Below are 17,336 nucleotides of genomic sequence, written 5' to 3' on the forward strand. Positions count from 1 at the left end.
GCCCGCACCCAGGCTCGGCCACCAGCGCTCGGCAGGCATCGTGGCGTGCTGTCCATGGCGTGTCCTCCTGGCGTGCTGCTGGTGGTGGTCCTGCTGTGCACCACGGCACCACCGGTTGGCCGCGCCCGCAACCCGGTGCCCGCCGGCAACGAGCACCGCTCAGCGGTTCAGCTCCTCGGGACGGTCGAGCCCGAGGTCGGTGAGCACCAGGGCGAGCCGGGTCCGGGCGCGGTCCAGGCCGTCCTCGAACCGTGGTGGGGCCACCGGCGGTTGGGACCAGAGGGTCTGCAGCTGTCGGGCGGCGTCCAGGCAGGGCGGCACCCACACCGCCAGCCAGAGGTCCATCAGCGCCAGGTTGTGCATCGCGAACTCCCGGTCCGCGGCGAGCTGGCCGAACATCGTCGTGGTGTAGCGGAGGTCGCGGCCGGCGTAGCAGCGCTGGCCGGTGCGCAGCACCGTCGAGGTGATGTTGTCCCCGTTGCGCAGGCAGGCCTGCTGCACCAGGTGGTTGCGGAAGAGCTCCCCCACCAGCGGCTCGAAGACGATGTTGGCCACGAACACCGCCTCCGCCCAGTCGGTCACGGCCGCGAGCTGCTCGGTGACTCGCCGCACCCCCGCCCAGGCCGGGTCGTGCTGCCACACCCGCACGTGGGCTCCGCCCTCGAAGTGCGGGACCTCCTCGGCCAGGGTGTGCAGCAGCAGCGCCAGGTTCTGGCCGAAGCGGATGCGGTGCATGCTGTTCAGCGCGATGGCGTTGCGGTGCGCGGGCGTGGGGCTGCGCCGGTTGGCCTCGGCGAAGAGCCCGCGCCCGAGGTTGCGCTCCACGTGCATCCACGCGCCGACGTTGTTGGCCACGAACCGTGACCACCGGGGGTCCCAGCGACCGAGGTCGCCGGTGGACCTGGCGACGTGCACCTGCCGCGCCACTGCTGCCCCGACCGCCGCGGTGTCCTGGTGGACGATCGCCTCCCCCGCCAGGTTGCCGTCGTGGAACTCCTGCCACCCGGGGGCGCTGCGGGAACCTGCGCCTCGGGTGGTGGCGCGTGGCGGCGCGTGCCCCCAGGCACGCAGCACGGTCCAGTCCAGCGGCAGCCCGACTCCGCCCTCGGCCGAGGCATTCCACCAGCTCGGGCCGCCCTCGGCGTGGTCGGGGTAGGGGCTCACCTGCGGTTCTCTGGCTCCGGCCCGTGCCGGACGTGGCTCGAGTCCGGTGAATACCGCCTTGGCTACACGGTCGGGAATGTTCATGCGTGGTCCTCTGGTGTCGGCCCTGGCTGGGCTCCTCGTGGGTGGGCGTGCGGTGGGGTCAGGGGGTCAGGACTTCCTGGTTGACCCTCACCCTGCGGAGGCCGCGCCGGGCCGGGACTTCTCACATTGAGACCGGCCCCGCGCTGGTCGGGCGTGTCCAGGAACCACCGCTCGCACGGGCCCGTCCAGCACCACGCTTCGACAGGCGCACCGCAGCGGTGGTGGCTACCGTGAGTGGGACGAGACCCACCGCCGCGGGCGGGGAGCCGAGGTCGGTGCGCAGCCGAGAAGAGGCTGCCCGACCGCGTGATGAGTTGGGCGAGGCAATGAGGCCAACACCACCGAGTTCAGCGCCGACCAGGCCAGGGACGGCGCGGAGCAGCCGCGCAGCACAGCGGGTCAGCCGGCTCTCCGCGGAGCCGGAGGTGCGGGGGCCGATCCTGGCCTCGTGGCGCCGATCACGCGACCGTGACCTCGCTGCCGACCAGATCGAGCTGCCCTACCTGCAGGACCCGGACACCGACACTCCGCTGACGCGCAGCGCCGAGCCGGTGCTGCGCCACCTGTGCGACCAGCTGGACGGACAACCGGTGAGCGTCGTGCTCACCGATCCCAGCGGCTTGGTGCTCCTGCGGCTGACCGCCGACTCCCAGCTGCAGCGTCACCTCGACCACGTCCAGCTCGCCCCCGGGTTCTCCTACGGCGAGCACTACGCCGGCACCAACGGCATCGGCACCGCCCTGGCGACGGGTGAGCCCACCGAGGTGATCGGGCCCGAGCACTACGTCGAGAGCCTGGAGAACCTGGCGTGCGCCGGCGTGCCCGTCCGCCACCCCGTCTCCGGTCGCACCGTGGGCGCCATCGACCTCACGTGCTGGCGCAAGGATGCCGGGCCGCTGCTGCTCACCCTGGCCAAGACCACGGCGGAGCAGATCCGCCAGCAGATGCTGACCGAGACCGGGTCCAACCACCTGGAGCTGTTCCACGAGTACATGCGCACCTGCCACCGCACGTCCGGCGTGGTCTTCGCGGTGAACCACAACATGGCCATGCTCAACGACTACGCCCGAGCCACCCTCGACCCGGCCGACCAGGCCGCGCTGCTGAGCCACGCCGCGGAGCTGCTGGGCAACGGCAGCCGGGTGTCCACCGTGGTGGAGCTGCCCACCGGCATCACCGCCCGGATGCACTGCCGCCCGGTGCGGGAGAACGGCAAGGTCGCCGGGCTGGTGGCGCACGCGAAGCTCGGCGAGCCCGACCACAGGCACAACCTGACCAGCAGCGACCCGGTGCGGATGCCGCTGCCCGGACTGGTCGGGTACGCACCGCTGTGGCTGCGGGCCTGTCACGAGACCGAGCGGGTCGTCCGCTCGGGCGAGTGGCTCGCGCTGGAGGGCGAGCCGGGCGTGGGCAAGACGGCCCTGCTCCGGGCCGCACAGTCCCGCCAGCAGCCCGACCGCCGCCTGGTGCTGCTGGACGCCGCCGACGCCTCGACCAACCTGGAGTGGTTCGCCGGGGCGAGCCAAGCCTTGCTGCGCAGGGACCACAGCCTCGTGGTGCGCCACGTGGACCGGCTCCGGCCGGCGCAGCTGCGCGAGCTCGGCGCGTTGCTGCGCGAAGCCGCCACGGTGGAGCGCGCCCAGCCGCTGTGGGTCGGGCTGACCTTGGAGCGGGTGAGCGAGGGCCGCGAGCTCAACCGCCTGCTGGGCCTGTTCCCCCGCACGGTGGAGGTTCCGCCGCTGCGCCTGCACATGGAGGACCTTCCCCAGCTGGTGGCGCTGTTCCTCAGCCGCCTCCAGCACGGCGCCGACCTGACCTGTGCGCCGGAGACGATGCGGCTGCTGATGCGGTCGTCCTGGCCGGGCAACGCCGCGCAGGTGCTGCAGGTGCTGCGGCAGGTGGCGCAGCGCCGGCGCAGCGGCGTCATCCAGCCCGAGGACCTGCCACCGGCGGCCCAAACCGTGAGCCGCCGGTTGCTGAGCCCGCTGGAGTCGATGGAGCGCGACGCGATCGTGCAGGCGCTCAACGACGCCCGGGGGAACAAGGTCGCCACCGCCCACGCCCTGGGCATGTCCCGCGCCACCATCTACCGCAAGATCCACGACTACGGGATCGTCCCGCCCGTCGGCTGACGACCAAGCTCCGCCCAGCGGCGCTCAATTCACCATCGACCGGACCCGCGTGATGCACTGTGGAGCAATGCAGGCCCACCGCTTAGTACAGGAGCACGCGTGAACACCAGCCGGTACGCCGCCGCCAGCGACGTGGGGCAGGTGCGGGAGAACAACGAGGACGCCGCCCTCACCACCGACACCGTGTGGATCGTCGCCGACGGCATGGGCGGCCACGCGGGCGGCGAGGTGGCCAGCCGGATGGCGGTCGAGGCGGCCGCCGAGGTGCTCGGTGACCTGCCCGCCGACGCCGACCTGGTCGCCACTGCCTTCGCCACCGCGCACGGCCGGGTGCGCGACGCCGCCCACGGCGAGCTGGCCGGGATGGGCACCACCATGGTGCTCGCCTGCCGCGACGCCGATGGCGAGGTGCTGGTGGGCAACGTGGGCGACAGCCGGGCCTACCTGCTCGCCGACGGCGCGCTGCAGCAGGTCACCACCGACGACAACCAGGCCGAGGTGCTGCTCGCCCACGGCGACATCACCGCGGAGGAGGCCCGGGTGCACCCCGGCCAGTACCTGCTCACCGCGTCCCTCGGCGGTGGCCAGCCCACTCCCCCCGTGCCGGCCGTGCACCACCTGCCCGCCCACGCCGGCCGGCTGCTGCTGTGCTCCGACGGGCTCAACAGCGAGCTGACCGACGAGCAGATCGCGGCCGGCCTGGCGACCGAGGACCCGGCGCAGGCGGCCACCGAGCTGGTCCAGGCAGCAGTGCAGGCCGGCGGGCGTGACAACGTCACCGTCGTCGTCATCGACCTCTGACCCGCGGGCCGACCGCTGAGGCAGAGAGCCGACCGCTGAGCGCGGCAGGCACTTCTGCGGCTGACGTCGCTACGGTGGGGCCATGAGCGAGCTCTCCGACAACCCGGCCCTGCGCGCCACCGGCGACCAGCTGGTGGAGCGGGTGCTCACCGCCGGGGTGGACGGGCTCGGTCCGTGGCGCAGCGCCGAGGCCGTGGCCACCGAGGCGCTCGCGGCCGAGGGGGATCCCGAGCCGGCGATCCAGCGGCTGCTGGTGGCGCACCGCAGGATGGTGGGCGCCACCGGGTTCGCCACCAGCATCGGCGGCGCGCTCGCCCTGGTGGTGGGCCTGCCCGCCGACGTCACCAGCTACCACGTGGCTGCCGCCCGGCTCTCGGCGGCGATCGCGCACCTGCGCGGCTACGACCTGGCCGCGCCGCAGGTGCGCAGCCTGGTGCTGATCACCCTGCTCGGCGAGGAGGGCACCGGCCTGCTCGCCCAGCACGGGGTGAGCACCGACGGCAAGGACGTCCTCACCGCGCTGAGCGGGTTGTCGACCGCCGAGCTGAGCGAGCTGAACCGGTCGGTGGGGTACCAGCTGGTGGCCAAGTTCGGCCAGCGGGGCGCGGTCAACCTGGTGAAGCTGGTGCCGTTCGTCGGCGGCGGGGTGGGGGCCGGGGTGAACATGGTGGGCATCACCACCACGGCCCGCTCCGCCCGCACGCTGTTCCTGCCCCGGCCGGTGGCGGGCCGCTTCGCCGGACCGGGCGTCACCGTGATCGACCAGTAGCGCTCGCTACCGGCGCCTAGAGCTGTCTAGCGTCGGCCCAACACTCCCGAAGAGAGCATGATCGAGCGGTGAAGCTCAGGCGCGCAACCACTCCGACCGCGCGGCCTGGCCGTCCGCGCTGAGCGTGTCCTCCACGGGGGTGGGCCAGCCCTGCCAGCGCACACCGTCGACCTCGGCCGAGGACAGCGTCATGGTGCGCAGGTTGCCCTTGGCGTTGCGGTACTCCACCTCCTCGGTCTCGAACGCGGCGACGAGCCCTGCGCGGACGAGCCACTCCAGGGCGTTGCCGCCGTTGACCAGGACTCGGCGCACGCCGGAGCTGCGCAGCTGCCAGCGCAGGAAGTCCGCGTCCGCCGCCACCAGCTGCTCCCGGACGGCCGGAGGGAGCCCGTGCCAGACCGGGTTGGTCGCCCACTGGACCAGGTGCAGGTGGCAGGCGGTGCCGTCGTAGTAGCTGCCCGCTCCCACCGCGCCGAGCAGCTCCTCCAGCGCGGCGAAGGCAGGGCGGTGCGGGTTGGCCTGGAAGTAGCCGTAGCAACGCGCCACCACCGCGGCGACCTGCTCGTCGGTCAGCGTCGCGGCGTCGGTGACGTCCAACGAGCGCAACGACTCCACCCGGCGGTACTCCCCGGCCAGCCAGGTCCCCGTGGGAGTGGTCAGCTCGAGCTTGCTCGGGTTGACCGTCAGGGTGGCCACCGCGGCCACGCTGGGGTCGCCCTGCGCCACGATGGGCAGGCTGCGCGGGATCACCGAGCACCCTTCAGGAATGGGGCGGCGGACACGATCGGCGAGCTCTTGCGGGACTGGGTGCACCCCCCCATTCTCCCTGCCGGACGACGCCTCGTTCACCACCGCGTCGTGGGCCCTCGACAGCATTGCCCACGGCCTCGCCGGCGGGGCTGCGTCCGGCGCCGCTCGCGCTTTATGCGCCCATCTAGTGATAGGTCAATAACTCTGGATACCTGGCTCGACGGCACGCAGGTGAGCGGGATAGACGAACGACCGTTCCGGTGAACGGACACTGTGAGAGACATCACGCCTCATCTGCCCTAGGTTGGCGCCGGCGACCACGGAGGTCGCCGGCGAGGGGAGCCGTGGTGACGGTGACACAACTGGAGCAGCTGGTGCAGGTGGAGCGCATCAAGAAGCTCAAGCACGACTACTGGCGAGCCTGTGATGCCAAGGACCCCAAGGGGTTTCGCAGCTGCTTCACTCGAACGGGCTCGTCCATCGACTACGGGACGCTCGGCGCGACCGACGCCGACGGCATGGCCGCGGTGTTCGAGCGCATCGCGCTGGCCCAGGACGGTGGCGGCCACCGGGTGCTGGACATGCACCACGGCTTCCACCCCGACGTCACCATCGTCGGCCCCGCCGAGGCCACCGGTCGCTGGACCCTGCAGTTCCGCCAGGTCGACCTGCACGCACGCACCGAGACGGTGCTCAGCGGCGAGTACGACGACCACTACGTCATCGAGGACGGCGACTGGAAGATGGACCGCTGCCACTTCACCCGGGGCTGGTCGATCACCCGCCCGCTCACCGACGACACCGTGGTGGAGCAGCCGTGAGCGCGCACAAGGTCGCCCTGGTCACCGGAGGCGGACGAGGCGTTGGCAAGGGGGTGGCCAGCGCGCTGGGCGCGGAAGGCTGGACCGTCTACGTCACCGGCCGGCACGCCGACCGGCTCGCGAGCACTGCCGAGGCCATCACCGCCGCCGGTGGAGCCGGCCACGCCATGGCCTGCGACCACCACCAGGACGACCAGGTGGCGGAGGTGTTCGCGCGCATCGCCGACGAGCAGGGCCAGCTGGACCTGCTGGTGAACAACGCGTGGGCCAACCCCGATGGATACGCCGGGTTCACCCAGCCGTTCTGGAAGCGGCCGGTGCAGGACTGGGACAGCCTCATCGGCATCGGGCTGCGCGCCCACTACGTTGCGTGTGTCGAGGCGGCCAAGATCATGGTGCCGCAGGGCTCCGGGCTGATGGCCAACATCTCCTCCTTCGGCTCCCGCGGCTACCTGCACTCGGTGCTCTACGGGATGTCCAAGACCGCACTGGACAAGATGGCCGCGGACATGGCCGTCGAGCTGGCCGGCACCGGGGTGACCGCAGTGTCGCTGTGGCTCGGCCTGGTGCAGACCGAGCGGGTGAAGTCCATGGGCGACAGCTTCGAGGGGTTCTCCATCGCCGACGCCGAGGAGCCGGAGTACATCGGCCAGGTGATCAACGCCCTCGCCCACGACGAGAAGCTGCGCGCCTACAACGGCCACACCATCATCACCGCCGAGTACGGGCGCGAGCAGGGCCTGACCAACTCCGACGGGCGCCAGCCGCCCACCCACCGGCCGTTCTTCGGGGGCGGACCGCTGTTCCCGCCGCTGCAGGAGGTCTAGCCCAGGCGCCGGTAGCAGTCCCGCAGGTAGGCCACGGCCCGGTCGCTGCCCAGCGCGGTGCGCAGCAGCGCCGGGTCGAGCTCGTCCACCACCGGCCGGAACCGCACCGGCGGCACCGGGACGCGTGCGCTGGGCTGGTAGTAGCGGTCCAGGCAGTCGGCCAGGTCCGTGTCCAGCGGGCCCACCGGTGCGCTCGCACGCTCACTCACGGTGCCCTTGGGTTCGTTCGCACGCTTACTCACGGTGCCCTTGGGTTCGTTCGCACGCTCACTCACCGACGGCCTCCTCGCCCAGGGTCATCAGCGCGCGCAGCTCGTCCGTGCCGAGCTCGGTCAGCCAGGTCTCCCCCGCGCCCACCACCACGTCGGCCAGCTCCTGCTTTCCGGTGAGCAGCGCGTCGATCCGCTCCTCCACGGTGCCCACGCACACCAGCTTGCGCACCTGCACGTCGCGCTGCTGACCGATGCGGAACGCCCGGTCGGTGGCCTGGTTCTCCACCGCCGGGTTCCACCAGCGGTCCAGGTGCACCACGTGGTTGGCCGCAGTGAGGTTGAGCCCGGTGCCACCGGCCTTCAGCGACAACAGCATCACCGGCGGGCCCGCTGGGCGCTGGAACGCCTCCACCATCCGGTCGCGGCGCCCCTTGCTCACGCCGCCGTGCAGGAAGGGCACCGGCACGCCCAGCTCGCGGCCCAGCCACGGCGCGAGCAGCTCCCCGAACTGGGTGAACTGGGTGAACAGCAGCACCTTCGACGGCGGACAGTCCGGGTGCTGACCGGCGGCCTGGGCCAGCACCGAGTACAGCAGGTCCTCCACCAGCTCGAGCTTGCCCGAGCGGTGCTCACCGTCGCGCAGCACGCCGCTGCCGTCGGCCAGGAAGTGCGCCGGGTGGTTGCACACCTGCTTGAGCCGGGTGAGCGTGGACAGCACCAGCGCCTTGCGCTGCATCCCCCGCGACTGCTTGATCGTGGCCAGCATGTCGTCCACCACCGCCTGGTACAGCGCCGCCTGCTCCACCGTGAGGTTGGCCCGCACCGTCATCTCCAGCTTGTCGGGCAGGTCGGCGATCACCGCAGGGTCGGACTTCACCCGGCGCAGCATGAACGGCGCGGTGGCCGTGCGCAGCCGGGCCAGCGCCTCCGGGTCCTGCTCGCGCTCGATGGGCACCGCGAAGCGAGCCCGGAAGGCCTGCGGCGAGCCGAGCATGCCGGGGTTGGCGAAGTCCAGCAGGGCACGCAGCTCCTCCAGCCGGTTCTCCACCGGAGTGCCGGTGAGGGCGACGCGGTGCCGGGCCGGCAGGGCGCGGGCGGCACGGGCCTGCTCGGTGGCGCTGTTCTTCACGTGCTGCGCCTCGTCGAGCACCACGCGGTCCCACTGCACCGCGGCCAGCTCGTCGCGGTCGCGCGCCAGCAGCTGGTAGGTGGTGAGCACCAGGTCGCTGCGCCGGGCGAGCGCCCCCAGGGCCGCCCCCCGCGCCCGCTCCGGCCCGTGGTGCACCGCCACCCGCAGCCCCGGGGCGAAGCGCTCGGCCTCCCGCTGCCAGTTGCCCACCACCGACATCGGGCACACCACCAGCGTCGGCTCGGTGCGCTGGGCCTGCTCGTGCACCAGCAGGCCCAGCAGCTGCAGGGTCTTGCCCAGGCCCATGTCGTCGGCCAGCACCACCCCCAGGCCCAGCCCGCTCATGAACGCCAGCCAGTCCAGCCCGCGCTGCTGGTAGGGCCGCAGCTCGGCGTGCAGGCCGGGCGGCAGGCCCACCCCCTCGGGCGCCTCGCTGGGCACCCGGCCCGCCAGCAGGTCGCCGAACCATCCCTCGGCCACCACCTCCGTCACCGGGGCGGGCGGCTGGTCGTCGCCGGCGAGCATCGCCAGCAGCTCCGCGAGCGTGGCGTCGCTGCCCTGGTGCTCGGCGACGTAGCGGGCTGCGCGACCGGCCACCTCGGGATCGACCTGCACCCACTCGCCGCGCAGCCGCACCAGCGGTGCCTGCGCCCGCGCCAGCCGGGTCAGCTCGGCGCGGGTCAGCTCCACCTCCCCCAGCGCCATCCGCCACCGGTAGCCGAGCAGCTGCGCCATGCCCAGGGCTGCCTCCTCCGCCGCCACGTGGGCGTCCGGCGCCACTACCCGCAGCGCCAGCGTGGGGTCGCGCCGGGCCCACGCCCGCGGCAGCAGCACCGTGATCCCCGCCGACCGCAGCGCGGCCGCCCCGGCGGTGACCAGGTCGAGCGCCTCGGCGGTGGTCAGGATCAGCACGTGCTCGTGCAGGTTGGGGGTGTGCCCGCGCAGCGGCGGGTAGGCGGCCATCGCCCGGCCCAGGGCGTGCATGGCGGCGCTGTCGTGGGCGGCCGAGCGCGGCAGGCTCCGCAGCGGCACCGGGGCCGTGTCGGCGGTGCGCACGCAGGCCTCCAGCATCCAGCGCGGGCTCGGCTCCTCGGTGGCGCCCGGGTAGGGCTCCTCCGCCTCGTCGTCCGGGGGCTCCAGCAGCCGGAACACCACGTCCGGGGTGTCCAGGGTGGAGCTGGTCGCCCAGCGGTGCAGCCGGCTGCTCAGCCGGGCCGGGTCCGGGGCCTCGCCCGCGGCCAGCGGCTCGCCGGTGTCCAGGGCCTCGAACAGCGGGTGCGCGGGCCGGCGCACCCGGGGCTCCACCAGCGACAGCGTGGCGCTGGTGATGCTGTCGCACAACGACTCCAGGAGGCTGTCCACCACCGCGGTGCCGCTGGGGGTGCACCCGTTGACCACCTCCGCGCGCAGCACCGGGGGCAGGGCCGCGCCCACCTGGGTGCGCCACGTGCGGATCGGGCCGTCGTCGGCAAGCACCCACCGGGCCCGCCACTGCTGGCCGTCGCGCACCACGGTCGGCACCACCCGTCCGGAGTAGACCCAGCGGGCAACGCCGGCGGCCACGTCGCCGAGGAACGCCAGCTCGTCAGCGACGACCCAGGCCCCGTTGCTCGGGGTGCGCAGCGAGGCAACCTCCATCAGCAGGTCAGCCGAGTCCACCCGGGCCACCGCGCAGGCGGGGACCTGCCACGGCGCCAGGTCCGTGCCGCGGGCTGCACCGGCGTCGGGCGCCCGCAGCGCCGGCGAGGGCAGCGGGGCGGGTGCCAGGCCGGCGATCGTGCCGGTGGGCAGCAGCAGGGTGGGCAGCCGGTCGAGCTCGTACGGGGTGAGCGCCTCCTTGAGCGGCCCCGACCAGTCCGAGGGCGGAGGAGGCAGCCTCGTGGGGTCGGCCACCGCCAGCGGGTGCAGTCCCGCCGGAACGGGCGCACCCGCACGCTCGTCGGTCTCGGTCCACAGCAGGAGTCCCGCCGCCGACGACCACAACCCGTGCGCCACGAACAAAGCTGCTGCTCCTCTACGGTCTGCGGAGCGCGACTGCCTCAGCGGCGCGTTCACCAGGGGGTGGCGTTGGTTCGCCCGGCGTCGGAGCCCGAGGCCGGGCACCCACCACCAGCCTACGAACCTCCCGCTGCCCGACGCCAAGCTGCTGTCGTCTCGGCCTGGCACACCACCCCGCCGCACGGACTCGCGATGAGACCGCACGCCCCACCGGCCTGGTTCCTCACACGGTCATGCACACCGTCTTGGTCTCGAGGTAGCTCTGCAGCCCCGCCGCACCGTTCTCGTATCCCCAGCCGGACTGCTTGTGGCCGCCCTTCACCAGCTCGGGTGAGAAGTAGGAGTGGCAGTTGATCCAGACGGTGCCGGCGCGGATCGCGCCGGCTAGCCGGTGGGCACGGGAGAGGTCAGAGGTCCAGACGCTCGCAGCGAGGCCGTACTCGGTGTCGTTGGCCCAGGCGACCACCTCGTCGACGTCGTCGAACGGGGTCACCGTCACCACCGGGCCGAAGATCTCCTCCCGCATCATCGGCAGGTCCGGCGCGGCGTCCACCACGACGGTGGGCTCGTAGAAGCTGCCCACGTCGCCCACCTCCCGGCCCCCGGCCACGACCGTGGCACCGCGGCGCACACCGTCATCGACGTACGAGGCCACCGTTGCCCGGTGTCGCCGGCTCACCAGCGGACCGAGGTCAGTGCCGCTGTCCAGCCCATGCCCGAGCCGCAGCGCCCCGGCAGCATGCGCGAGCCCGTCGACCACCTCCGCGTAGACGGAGCGCTCGGCATAGACGCGGCTCCCGGCGACGCACACCTGCCCGCCGTTGGTGAAGATGCCGCGCGCGACACCCGGAATGGTCTCGGCCAGATGGGTGTCGCCGAGCACCACCACGGGGGACTTCCCGCCCAGCTCCAAGGTCAGCCGCGTGAGGTTGCCGGCCCCTGCCCCCGCCACCAGCCTCTTCCCCACCTCGGTGGAACCGGTGAACGTCACCTTGTCGACTCCCTGGTGCTCGGCCAGCATGCGTCCGACCTCGCCGCCACCGGTCACGATGTTGACCACCCCTGCCGGCATCCCCACCTCGGAGAGCAGCTCACCGAACCGCAGCGCCGTGAGCGAGGTGTCCTCAGCCGGCTTCAGCACCACCGTGCACCCGGCAGCGAGCGCGGGGGCCAGCTTCATCGCGGCCATCAGCAGCGGAGAGTTCCACGGCACGATCGCGGCCACCACACCGACGGGCTCGTGCACAGTGTGCGCGAGCACCTTCCGACCCTGCGGCTGGTAGGTGATCGACGGCGTCACTGTGCTGCCCGTGATCTTGGTGGCCCATCCCGCGTAGTACCGAAACTGCTCGGCGGCGGCGGGGATCTCCGCGAACCGCGCCGTCGCCCAGGCCTTGCCCTGGTCCAGCGTCTCCAGCTCGGCCAGCTCATCGGCATGCGCATCGATCACCTCGCCAAGACGCCACAGGATCCGCGCTCGTGCGCTCGGGGTGAGGGCGGTCCAGCTGCCGTCAAGGGCCGCGCGCGCGGCCTCCACCGCGGCGTCGACATCCGTCGCGTCCGCCGACCCGAGCACGGCCAGAACGCGGTCCGTGGCCGGATCCACCGACAGGAGCTCCGGACCGCCCCCGGTGCGCCACTCGCCATCGATGAGCAGCTTCTTCGCGGCCCCGGACAAGAAGTCGGCGCTGTGCCGGACGGTGGCGGCTGGCGCCACGGACAGGCTGGTCATCGGGAGCCCTCCTTGCTGGGGTGAACCTGGGTGAAGGGGAGCGCACCCCAGCGCAGCCCCTTGGACTTGAGCCAGCGCCGGTAGGTGACGGAGGAGCTGTCTGCGCGGGTGGGGATCTCTTCGCGAGGTTCGAGCGGAAGCAGCAGCGGACGCTGGTTCTCGACGATGATCCGGTCCTGCAGGAAGATGATCTGCTCGAAGTGCAGCAGATCGGTGTGCTCCGAGTCCGGGTCCACGAGGTACATCACCGGCTGCGCCCGGCACAGGTCCTCAGCGATCGGCTGGATGAACAGGGCAATGGCGTCCCTGCGGCTCGGATCCACCGGCGACACCCGGTACAGCATGACCATGTACGGCGCGGGGACTCGGTAGGTCAGCTGGGCGTAGGCGCCCTCGGTCGCGGCGGAGACCTGCGGCTGGAAGAACCTGCAGTTCGTGGCCCACACCTCGTCCACGTCGTGCCGGATCTCCGCCTGGTACTTGGCGACCTCGGTGTTCGCATCACCACCCAGGATCCCGGTGTGCACGAACGGGAAGTGCGCCATGTCCAGGAAGTTCTCCACCACGCGCCCCGGCGAGGTCCGCAGGGTGATCCAGCCGCAGGGCACGTAGCGGCGGTCGGGCTCACGGGACTCCTCAATGTCGAACACGTCGCGGGCCGGCGTGCCCAGCGTGGTCCACACGAAGCCGTACCGCTGCCGAACCGGCACCGGACTGCCGTCAGCCGTGACTACCGGATTGCCACCGGGCTCACGGCCGCAGCAGAGCTCCGCGCCGAGCAGCCGGGTGTTGACCACTCCGTCGACGAGCTCGTCCTCGGCGCACACGGCGTACCACTGGTCCAGAACCACCGGGTCGTCACACTTCTGCATGGAACACGCCTTTCAGGTCACCTTCATGGGTGCTCGCCAACCACTGGGCACGGCGCGCGAACAAGCCGGGCACGGCCGCCCGGGCACGGGCGATGATCGACGGCAGGTCGTGCTCGACCAGCTTCCCGTCACGGACGACGACACAGCCGTCCACCATCGTCAGGTCGACGTCGCCGCCCCGGACGGCGTGGACCAGGTTGTGGTGCAGGTTCGCGAAGGGGCCGTCCACGAACAGCGGCGTCATGCGCGGCGTGTCCGTGCGCACCGCGATGAGGTCCGCCTTCTTGCCTGGTTCCAGGGACCCGATGTCAGCGTCCATCCCGAGCGCGCGGGCACCACCCGTGGTGGCGGCCTCCAGGACCGTCCAGCTGTCCATCGCGGCCGCGTCGTTCCTCACGAGCTTGCCCAGCAGGGACGCGACCTTCATCTCCTCGAACATGTCGAGGTTGTTGTTCTCCTTCTCGCCGTCCGTTCCCAGCCCCACCGCGACGCCCGCGTCGAGCATCGCGGTGATCGGCGCGATGCCGCTGGCCAGCTTCATGTTGCTGACCGGGTTGTGGGCGACTCCAACCCCGCGTTGCGCGAGGTGCCTGATCTCGGCGTCGTCCAGCCACACCGCGTGCGCGAGCATGGTCCGCGGCGTGTCCAGGAACCCGAGCCGCTCGAGGGCGAACACCGGGCGCGCGCCGAACCTCCGATCGAACTCGGCGATCTCGATCTCTGACTCGCTGCAGTGCGTGTAGAAGCCGGTGTCGTAGTCGCGGGCCAGGTCGACGGCGCGCCGCTGGCCGGCGTCGTCGGCGTAGAACACGTGCTCGAGACCGACCCACACGGTCACCCGTCCGTCGGCCGCTCCCTGGCAGCGCTGCAGCAGGCGCTCGTTGTCGTCGAGCGAGTCGAAGTAGTCGTGGTCTGGGTGGGCACCGACGTAGCTGACGGTGACTAGCCGGTTTCCGATCTCCGCCGCAGCGGCCACGCTGCGCTCCATGAAGCGCCACATGTCGACGACGGTGGTGGTTCCCGCCAGCACGCTCTCCGCGTAGCAGAGCCATGACGCGGCTTCGGCCTCGTCCGCGGTGAGGACGCGGTGCATCGGGTCGATGTGCACCCGCAGCCACTCCCACACCGGGAGGTGCTCAGCAGTTCCCCGCAGGAGCCCCGAGTGCGAGTGGGTGTTCACGAGCCCCGGCATGAGCAGCCGCCCGGACAGGTCGACCTCGGTGGCGTCGGGGAACTGGGACCGCAGCTCGGTGGCGGTGGCGACCGCGACGATCCGGTCGCCCGACACCACCACGGCTCCGCCGGGGACCACGGTTCGATCGGCGTCCATCGTCACCACCGCATCGGCGGTCAGCAGGGTCAGCTGGGGCACGACGTCATTCCTCTCCACGAATCAACGCGGCGCCGCGCTCGGCGAGAGCGATCACTGGTGCGTTGGTGTTGCACGACGGCAGTGCTGGCATCACCGAGGCGTCCACCACCCGCAGGCCGTCGGCGCCGTGCACGCGCAGCTCGGCGTCGACGACCGCCTCCGCCCCGTAGCCCATGGCGCAGGTGCCTGCGGTGTGGAAGAACGTGGAGCAGCTCATCCGCACGAACTCCGCGGCTTCACTCGGGCCGAGACGCCGCTCCGGCGCCACGGGGCGTTCCACGAGCGCCCGGTACGCCACGGTGTCCGCGAGGTCGAAGACACGGTCGAGCCCCGCGACCAGGGCAGCGAGGTCCCGCGGATCGGACAGGTAGCGCGGATCGATGTGCGGACTCACCCCCGGGTCGGCCGACCGCAGGGTCAGCTCCCCCACGCTGTGTGCGCGCATGAGGCCGGGCGAGACCGCAAAGACGTCGCCGGTGAGGTCGTGGCGGGCAGCCACCTCCGGGGTGGCGTGCGCTCCCTGCACCACGAACGCGTGCAGGTCCGGGTGCTCCAGCTGCGGATCGGACCGCCAGTTGAGGATCGCCCCGCCGCCGTTGTCCCGCGCGGGGCCCAGCGGAGCACGGGCGCGGAAGTTCACGCCCATCAGCAGCGGGTGGTCCTGCAGGTTGCGCCCGACGCCCGGCAGGGACAGCCGCACTGGGAGCCCGTGGCGGCGCAGCTGAGCAGGGTCGCCAATGCCAGCGAGCAGCAGCAGGTGCGGGCTGGAGATGGCCCCCGCGCACAGCAGCGTCTCCACGTCCGCGTGGATGTCGGCGGCGCCGTCCGGGCCGTCGACCCGCACCCCCGTGCAGCGGTTCCCCTCGAACAGCAGCTCTCTGACGGTCACTCCCACTCGCACGGTGAGGTTGCCGCGGCGGGCCGCCGGGTCAAGGTAGGCACGGGCAGTGCTCACGCGCTGGCCATCGGCGATCGTGAGGTTGGCCAGCGACGCGCCCGCGACGTCGGGGCCGTTGGAGTCGTCGAGCACTGCCATGCCGAGCTCAGCGGCGGCCTCCAGCAGCGCGCGGGCGACCGGGTGCGGATCCACGGGACGGGTTATGCGTATCGGGCCACCGGCACCCCGCAGGTCGGTGGCACCTCCCTCCCAGTCCTCCGCTCGTCGGAAGTAGGGCAGCAGGGACGCGAAGTTCCAGCCCTTCGCCCCCGCCGCCTCCCACGCGTCGTAGTCGGCGGAACAGCCGCGGTACCACAGCATCGCGTTGATGCTGCTGGAGCCGCCGAGCACCCGTCCGCGCGGAATCGGCACCGCCCGGCCGCCGAGCCGAGGGTTCGGCGCGTAGGTGTGGCCCCAGTCGTAGGCACCGCCGAGCAGTGCTGCCCACGTGGCGGGCTTCTCCAGCTGCGTGGCGCCAGCGTGGCCCGGACCCGCCTCCACGAGCAGGACCCGGGTGCCGGGGTCCTCGGAGAGCCGAGCGGCAAGAACGCACCCCGCTGACCCGCCGCCCACGATGACGTAGTCGAAGACCTCAGTTGTGCTCACTGGGCCCCATGATGGTGATCTCCTCCGTCGCCTCCACGTGGCGGACGAAGATGTACTTGTCCTCCCGTCCGTCGCTGTGCTTGCGCCTGATCCCCGGCTGAACGGCGCTGGACACCTTCGCCACCAGCACGTAGGGCTCGTCCGCCGCCAGCCCAGCCACGCAGTGCTTGTCGAACTCCTCCACGGTGGTGGCCGTGTAGGCGTGCTCGATGCCCGCGCCCCGAGCGATGGCGGCGATGCTCACGATGCCCTTGGCGGTGTGCGTGGGAGGCCCGCCGATGGACTGGTAGCACTCGTTGTCCCACACCACGGTGAACAGGTTGCGGGGCCGCTCGTTGGCCACGGTCGCAAGGATGCCGAGGTTGAACAGCATCCCGCCGTCGGTGTCGAGGGAGATGATCCTGCGGTGGGGCAGACCGGTCGCCAGCCCGAAGGCCTGCGGCGTCACGCAGCCGAGCTGCTGCTGGAACAGGCTCGCCTCCCGCATGTGCGGCGCGGCGTTGTACCACTCATCGACGCTGGCGCCGAGCGAGACGATCACCAGCTCGTCGGACAGCTTCTCGGCGAGCAGCGTCATGCAGTCGAAACGGGTCATGGTCATCGGACGAGTCCTCCACCCAGAGCCACAGCGGAATGGTGATAAGCCGCGTAGGACCAGTCGAACGCGTCCGTGATCGCGCGTTCCACGGAGTCCACCTCGCGGACGATGCGGTACGGAATCCGGAGGGCATCGAGAATCGGCTCCATGGTGATTCCGTGCGGAACAGCCCACCAGTTGTTCTCGCCGAGCTCGCCGCGGTAGCTCATCAGCATGATCACGGGTATCCCGGCGCCGAGGCCCATGCGAGCCAGGGGCTCGACGGAGGCGCGCAGCCCCGAGTTCTCCATGATGAGGGCTGCCCGCTTGCCGGACAAGAAGATTCCGCCGCAGATGGCGGCACCCTCCCCCTCGTTGGTCACCTGGATGGTGCGGATGTCCGGGTCGGCGTCAAGCGCGGGGTAGAGCTCCTTGAACAGCGAGTCAGGCAAGTAGCAGACGGTGCTGACACCGGCCCGCTTGAGGCCGCGGATGACCGCTGCAACGGTAGATGAGTCCATTGTCGTGCTGGACCCTTTCTCTTGGAGGGAAA

General features: G+C 71.9%; 15 protein-coding genes. 5 read left to right on the forward strand and 10 right to left on the reverse strand.

The window, feature by feature from the left end; genetic code table 11:
- Positions 1 to 159: 159 nt before the first annotated feature.
- Complete coding sequence (locus AC3YO9_RS03530) at positions 160 to 1,164, reverse strand: ferritin family protein (RefSeq protein ID WP_489982148.1); 1,005 nt, start codon at positions 1,162 to 1,164, stop codon at positions 160 to 162.
- Between the two features lie 509 nt (positions 1,165 to 1,673).
- Here AC3YO9_RS03530 and AC3YO9_RS03535 point away from each other — a divergent pair.
- The 3 genes from AC3YO9_RS03535 (at position 1,674) to AC3YO9_RS03545 (ending at position 4,950) form a co-directional block, all read left to right on the forward strand.
- Complete coding sequence (locus tag AC3YO9_RS03535; protein WP_489982149.1) at positions 1,674 to 3,380, forward strand: sigma-54-dependent Fis family transcriptional regulator; 1,707 nt, start codon at positions 1,674 to 1,676, stop codon at positions 3,378 to 3,380.
- A gap of 99 nt (positions 3,381 to 3,479) precedes the next feature.
- Positions 3,480 to 4,181: a PP2C family protein-serine/threonine phosphatase gene (locus AC3YO9_RS03540; RefSeq protein ID WP_489982150.1), complete on the forward strand. Its 702-nt coding sequence runs from the start codon at positions 3,480 to 3,482 to the stop codon at positions 4,179 to 4,181.
- Positions 4,182 to 4,263: 82 nt separating this feature from the next.
- Entirely contained in the window at positions 4,264 to 4,950 is a 687-nt protein-coding gene (locus AC3YO9_RS03545) for an EcsC family protein (RefSeq protein ID WP_489982151.1), read from the forward strand.
- A 75-nt stretch (positions 4,951 to 5,025) separates the two neighbouring features.
- Here the strand turns inward: AC3YO9_RS03545 and AC3YO9_RS03550 are convergent, their stop codons facing one another.
- Positions 5,026 to 5,700 (reverse strand): hypothetical protein, encoded by a 675-nt coding sequence (locus AC3YO9_RS03550; protein WP_489982152.1) that lies wholly within the window; start codon positions 5,698 to 5,700, stop codon positions 5,026 to 5,028.
- 347 nt (positions 5,701 to 6,047) lie between these two features.
- Here AC3YO9_RS03550 and AC3YO9_RS03555 point away from each other — a divergent pair, with 347 nt between their 5' ends.
- Positions 6,048 to 6,521 carry a nuclear transport factor 2 family protein gene (locus AC3YO9_RS03555; RefSeq protein ID WP_127784350.1) on the forward strand — a complete coding sequence of 158 codons (474 nt, stop codon included), beginning with the start codon at positions 6,048 to 6,050 and terminating at the stop codon, positions 6,519 to 6,521.
- Positions 6,518 to 7,348: an SDR family NAD(P)-dependent oxidoreductase gene (locus AC3YO9_RS03560; protein WP_489982153.1), complete on the forward strand. Its 831-nt coding sequence runs from the start codon at positions 6,518 to 6,520 to the stop codon at positions 7,346 to 7,348. The genes AC3YO9_RS03555 and AC3YO9_RS03560 overlap by 4 nt, the downstream gene beginning before the upstream one ends.
- Here the strand turns inward: AC3YO9_RS03560 and AC3YO9_RS03565 are convergent.
- The 8 genes from AC3YO9_RS03565 to AC3YO9_RS03600 form a co-directional block, all read right to left on the reverse strand.
- The gene (locus tag AC3YO9_RS03565) at positions 7,345 to 7,557 is read right to left on the reverse strand and encodes a hypothetical protein (RefSeq protein ID WP_127784352.1); all 213 of its coding nucleotides are present in this window, start codon (positions 7,555 to 7,557) and stop codon (positions 7,345 to 7,347) included. The genes AC3YO9_RS03560 and AC3YO9_RS03565 overlap by 4 nt on opposite strands.
- A 58-nt stretch (positions 7,558 to 7,615) precedes the next feature.
- Positions 7,616 to 10,684, reverse strand: coding sequence for a DEAD/DEAH box helicase (locus tag AC3YO9_RS03570; protein WP_489982154.1), 3,069 nt, complete (start codon positions 10,682 to 10,684; stop codon positions 7,616 to 7,618).
- 226 nt (positions 10,685 to 10,910) lie between these two features.
- Positions 10,911 to 12,419 (reverse strand): aldehyde dehydrogenase family protein, encoded by a 1,509-nt coding sequence (locus AC3YO9_RS03575; RefSeq protein WP_489982155.1) that lies wholly within the window; start codon positions 12,417 to 12,419, stop codon positions 10,911 to 10,913.
- Positions 12,416 to 13,291 (reverse strand): aromatic ring-hydroxylating dioxygenase subunit alpha, encoded by an 876-nt coding sequence (locus AC3YO9_RS03580; RefSeq protein ID WP_489982156.1) that lies wholly within the window; start codon positions 13,289 to 13,291, stop codon positions 12,416 to 12,418. The genes AC3YO9_RS03575 and AC3YO9_RS03580 overlap by 4 nt, the downstream gene beginning before the upstream one ends.
- A complete protein-coding gene (locus tag AC3YO9_RS03585) occupies positions 13,278 to 14,663 on the reverse strand; it encodes an amidohydrolase family protein (RefSeq protein ID WP_206518042.1) in 1,386 nt (461 codons plus the stop codon). Before AC3YO9_RS03585 ends, AC3YO9_RS03580 begins: the two co-directional genes overlap by 14 nt.
- A 4-nt stretch (positions 14,664 to 14,667) precedes the next feature.
- Positions 14,668 to 16,206 (reverse strand): GMC family oxidoreductase, encoded by a 1,539-nt coding sequence (locus tag AC3YO9_RS03590; protein ID WP_489982157.1) that lies wholly within the window; start codon positions 16,204 to 16,206, stop codon positions 14,668 to 14,670.
- Positions 16,193 to 16,807 (reverse strand): thiamine pyrophosphate-dependent enzyme, encoded by a 615-nt coding sequence (locus AC3YO9_RS03595; protein ID WP_206518043.1) that lies wholly within the window; start codon positions 16,805 to 16,807, stop codon positions 16,193 to 16,195. Before AC3YO9_RS03595 ends, AC3YO9_RS03590 begins: the two co-directional genes overlap by 14 nt.
- A complete protein-coding gene (locus tag AC3YO9_RS03600; protein WP_127784356.1) occupies positions 16,804 to 17,304 on the reverse strand; it encodes a thiamine pyrophosphate-binding protein in 501 nt (166 codons plus the stop codon). Before AC3YO9_RS03600 ends, AC3YO9_RS03595 begins: the two co-directional genes overlap by 4 nt.
- Positions 17,305 to 17,336: the final 32 nt, after the last annotated feature.

The sequence above is a fragment of the Rhodococcus sp. Z6_132 genome, assembly GCF_058133635.1.

Bases quoted from the DNA above. Each gene is read 5' to 3' on its own strand.
- AC3YO9_RS03545 (WP_489982151.1), top strand. From the start codon at position 4,264: ATGAGCGAGCTCTCCGACAACCCGGCCCTGCGCGCCACCGGCGACCAG.
- AC3YO9_RS03600 (WP_127784356.1), bottom strand. From the start codon at position 17,304: ATGGACTCATCTACCGTTGCAGCGGTCATCCGCGGCCTCAAGCGGGCC.
- AC3YO9_RS03580 (WP_489982156.1), bottom strand. From the start codon at position 13,291: ATGCAGAAGTGTGACGACCCGGTGGTTCTGGACCAGTGGTACGCCGTG.
- AC3YO9_RS03595 (WP_206518043.1), bottom strand. From the start codon at position 16,807: ATGACCATGACCCGTTTCGACTGCATGACGCTGCTCGCCGAGAAGCTG.
- AC3YO9_RS03575 (WP_489982155.1), bottom strand. From the start codon at position 12,419: ATGACCAGCCTGTCCGTGGCGCCAGCCGCCACCGTCCGGCACAGCGCC.